General features: G+C 71.0%; 4 protein-coding genes. 2 read left to right on the top strand and 2 right to left on the bottom strand.

What is annotated here, in order from left to right; genetic code table 11:
* Positions 1 to 79: 79 nt before the first annotated feature.
* Both ACWGN5_RS28825 and ACWGN5_RS28820 read right to left on the bottom strand, forming a co-directional pair.
* Entirely contained in the window at positions 80 to 760 is a 681-nt protein-coding gene (locus tag ACWGN5_RS28825) for a response regulator (RefSeq protein WP_453520420.1), read from the bottom strand.
* Entirely contained in the window at positions 757 to 1,986 is a 1,230-nt protein-coding gene (locus ACWGN5_RS28820; protein WP_453520417.1) for a sensor histidine kinase, read from the bottom strand. The genes ACWGN5_RS28825 and ACWGN5_RS28820 overlap by 4 nt, the downstream gene beginning before the upstream one ends.
* Positions 1,987 to 2,250: 264 nt before the next feature.
* On the opposite strand from ACWGN5_RS28820, the gene phoU reads away from it, so the two are divergent.
* Both phoU and ACWGN5_RS28810 read left to right on the top strand, forming a co-directional pair.
* Positions 2,251 to 2,931: a phosphate signaling complex protein PhoU gene (phoU, locus tag ACWGN5_RS28815; protein ID WP_366038849.1), complete on the top strand. Its 681-nt coding sequence runs from the start codon at positions 2,251 to 2,253 to the stop codon at positions 2,929 to 2,931.
* A 91-nt stretch (positions 2,932 to 3,022) separates the two neighbouring features.
* The gene (locus tag ACWGN5_RS28810; RefSeq protein WP_177181680.1) at positions 3,023 to 3,175 is read left to right on the top strand and encodes a hypothetical protein; all 153 of its coding nucleotides are present in this window, start codon (positions 3,023 to 3,025) and stop codon (positions 3,173 to 3,175) included.
* Positions 3,176 to 3,277 lie beyond the last annotated feature (102 nt).

Genomic DNA, 3,277 nt, shown 5'->3' with positions numbered 1-3,277 from the left:
GAAGGGGCGCCCCCACCAGGGGGCGCCCCTTCGGCGTAAGTACGGCCGGACTCCGTCCGGCCTCGGGCGGGCCTTCGGCCTACGGCTCGAACTTGTAGCCCAGGCCGCGGACCGTCACCAGGTACCTCGGCGCACCGGGGTCGGGCTCGATCTTGGCGCGGAGGCGCTTCACGTGGACGTCGAGGGTCTTGGTGTCGCCGACGTAGTCCGCGCCCCAGACCCGGTCGATGAGCTGCATACGGGTCAGCACACGGCCCGCGTTGCGCAGCAGCATCTCCAGGAGGTCGAACTCCTTCAGCGGCAGGTCGACCTTGCCGCCGGAGACCGTGACCACGTGGCGGTCGACGTCCATGCGGACCGGGCCGGCCTCCAGGGCCGCCGGGGTGACCTCCTCCGGCTCGCCGCGGCGGCGCAGCACCGCGCGGATGCGGGCGACCAGCTCCCGCGAGGAGAAGGGCTTGGTCACGTAGTCGTCGGCTCCTATTTCCAGGCCGACGACCTTGTCGATCTCGCTGTCCTTGGCGGTCACCATGATGACCGGGACGCTCGAGCGGCCGCGCAGCTGGCGGCACACCTCGGTACCGGGCAGACCCGGAAGCATCAGGTCGAGGAGGACGAGGTCGGCTCCGTTGCGCTCGAACTCGTCGAGGCCGTCGGGCCCGGTCGCCGCGACGGCGACCTCGAAGCCCTCCTTGCGGAGCATGTACGACAGGGCGTCGCTGAAGGATTCCTCATCCTCGACGACGAGCACTCGGGTCACGGAAGGACCTCCGGGGCGGGAAGCGGTTCGGTCATGAGATCGGGGGTGGAGGACGAGGCGGGCCGGCGGTCCCGTACGGCGCCCGCCTCGGGCAGCCGCAGGGTGAAGGTGGAGCCCTGGCCCTCGGTGCTCCAGACGGTGACCTCCCCGCCGTGCGAGGCGGCCACGTGCTTGACGATGGCCAGGCCGAGTCCCGTACCGCCGGTGGCACGGGAGCGGGCCGGGTCGACGCGGTAGAAGCGCTCGAAGACGCGCTCCTTGTCCTTGTCGGGGATGCCGATGCCCTGGTCGGTCACGGCTATCTCGATCACGTCGCCGGCGGGCGCGGCGACACGACGGGCGGCGATGCCCACCCGGGTACGGGCCGGTGAGTAGTTGACGGCGTTCTCGACGAGGTTGCCGAGGGCCGCGGCGAGCTGGCCCCGGCTGCCCCACACGTACAGGTCGGCGGCACCCCCGGAGACCATGGTGATCTGCTTGGTGGAGGCGGGCTGCCGGGAGCGGTCGATCGCCTCGGCGACGAGCTCGTCCACGGACACCGGCTCGGAGTCCTCCAGCGGGTCGTCGTTCTGCACGCGGGAGAGGTCGATGAGCTCCTGTACGAGGTTGGTGAGGCGGGTCGCCTCGATCTGCATCCTGCCCGCGAAGCGGGTGACCGCCTCGGGGTCGTCCGAGGCGTCCATGACCGCCTCGGAGAGCAGGGAGAGCGCGCCCACGGGAGTCTTGAGCTCATGGCTCACGTTGGCGACGAAGTCACGCCGTACCGCTTCGATGCGGCGGGCCTCCGTGAGGTCCTCGACCAGGAGCAGCACGAGGCGCGAGCCCAGCGGGGCGACCCGGGCGGAGACGGCGAGGGCCTCGCCGCGTCCGGTGCCGCGCCGGGCCAGGTCCAGCTCGACCTGCCGTATCTCCCCGTCGCGGCGGGTGTCACGGGCCATGTTGAGCATGGGTTCGACGGCCAGCTTGCCGCCGCGGACCAGGCCGAGCGCGTACGCCGCCGAGCTGGCCTTCACCACGGAGTCGCTCTCGTCGAGAACGACCGCGGAGGAGCGCAGCACGGACAGCACGGTGTCGACGCCGGGCGGGAGCACGGCATCGGTGTGCAGCGAGGTACGGGTCGGTCGCGCCTGGTCGCGTTCGCTCCAGCGGAACGCCAGCATGGCGATCACGCCGGTACACACGCCGGCGATCGCTGCCAATGCGGCAACCGCCGCGTTCACGTCCATGCCTCCAAGGTTATGCGGGGTCGCGGACACTCTCCCAGCCGTCCGAGTGGCTGCTCGAACAGTCGTCGCCCAGAGTTCACCATGGAGATGCGGGTGGTTCATTTGCCCTGACCGCCGGGGTGACGGGGGTCGCCCAGAGTTCACCTAGGGGAAAGAGCCGGTTCATTTCAGGGGCTGGAATCGGACGCACAGGGGGCCGAACGTGGGAGCGTGGGGGTCCGAGCCCCACCCGGACCCCGGAGCTTTGCGTAGAGAGGGACATCCATGCGGGACGCGTACCACGAGGAACTGGACTCGATCGGCGAGGGCCTGGTCGAGATGGCCCGACTCGTCGGGTCGGCGATCGGGCGCGCCACGACGGCGATGCTCGACGCGGATCTCAAGCTCGCGGAGAGCGTGATCGCGGCGGACCAGAAGGTCGACGACCTCCAGCACGATCTGGAGGCGCGGGCGATAGCGCTGCTCGCCCGGCAGCAGCCGGTGGCGACGGACCTGCGGATCGTGGTGACCTCGCTGCGGATGAGCGCCGACCTGGAGCGCTCCGGCGACCTGGCGCAGCACGTGGCGAAGCTGGCGCGGCTGCGGTTCCCGGCCACGGCGGTGCCGCGTGACCTGCACGCGACCATACTGGAGATGGGGCAGCTGGCGCAGCGCCTGATGGCGAAGGCGGCGGAGGTCATCATCACGAAGGACGTCGACCTGGCGCTCCAGCTGGAGCAGGACGACGACGAGATGGACCTGCTGCACCGCACGCTGTTCCAGCACCTGATGGACGACCGCTGGAAGCACGGCATCGAGACGGCCGTGGACGTGACGCTGCTCGGCCGGTACTACGAGCGGTTCGCGGACCACGCGGTGTCGGTGGCGAAGCGCGTCGTGTACCTGGTGACGGGTGAGCACGCGGACGAGCTGCAGGCCGCGGACGCGCCGGTGGAGGGCGCGTAGGCGCACGGGCGCCGATGCGCCGTTGATGCGCCGGTCGGAGTGGGCATGCAATGGGGGGAGGCGAAGCACGCCTCGAAAGGGAGGGACCCCCATGGCCGAATCCCCCATGACGACGGAATCCGGTACGGAGGCGCCGCGGGAGGCGGTGTTCCTGCCCGTGCTCGGCGCCTGCGGCTGCGGCTCGGGCTGCGGCTGCGGCTGCCAGTCGGGCTCCCCGTGCCAGTGCGGGGGCTGCTCGGGCTGACCGCTGAGGGGGGCGCGTGGACACGCGCCCCCCTTCCCCTCTCCCACGCCCCGCTCTGTGTCGAGGCCCCGCTATAGGTCGAGGCCCCTCTCTATATCAAGC

The sequence above is a fragment of the Streptomyces sp. NPDC055815 genome (genome assembly GCF_053616475.1).
The sequence above is the reverse complement of the archived record's forward strand: the minus strand, read 5'-3'. Positions and strand labels throughout refer to the sequence as shown.

Bases quoted from the DNA above. Each gene is read 5' to 3' on its own strand.
- ACWGN5_RS28820 (WP_453520417.1), bottom strand. From the start codon at position 1,986: ATGGACGTGAACGCGGCGGTTGCCGCATTGGCAGCGATCGCCGGCGTG.
- phoU (WP_366038849.1), top strand. From the start codon at position 2,251: ATGCGGGACGCGTACCACGAGGAACTGGACTCGATCGGCGAGGGCCTG.
- ACWGN5_RS28810 (WP_177181680.1), top strand. From the start codon at position 3,023: ATGGCCGAATCCCCCATGACGACGGAATCCGGTACGGAGGCGCCGCGG.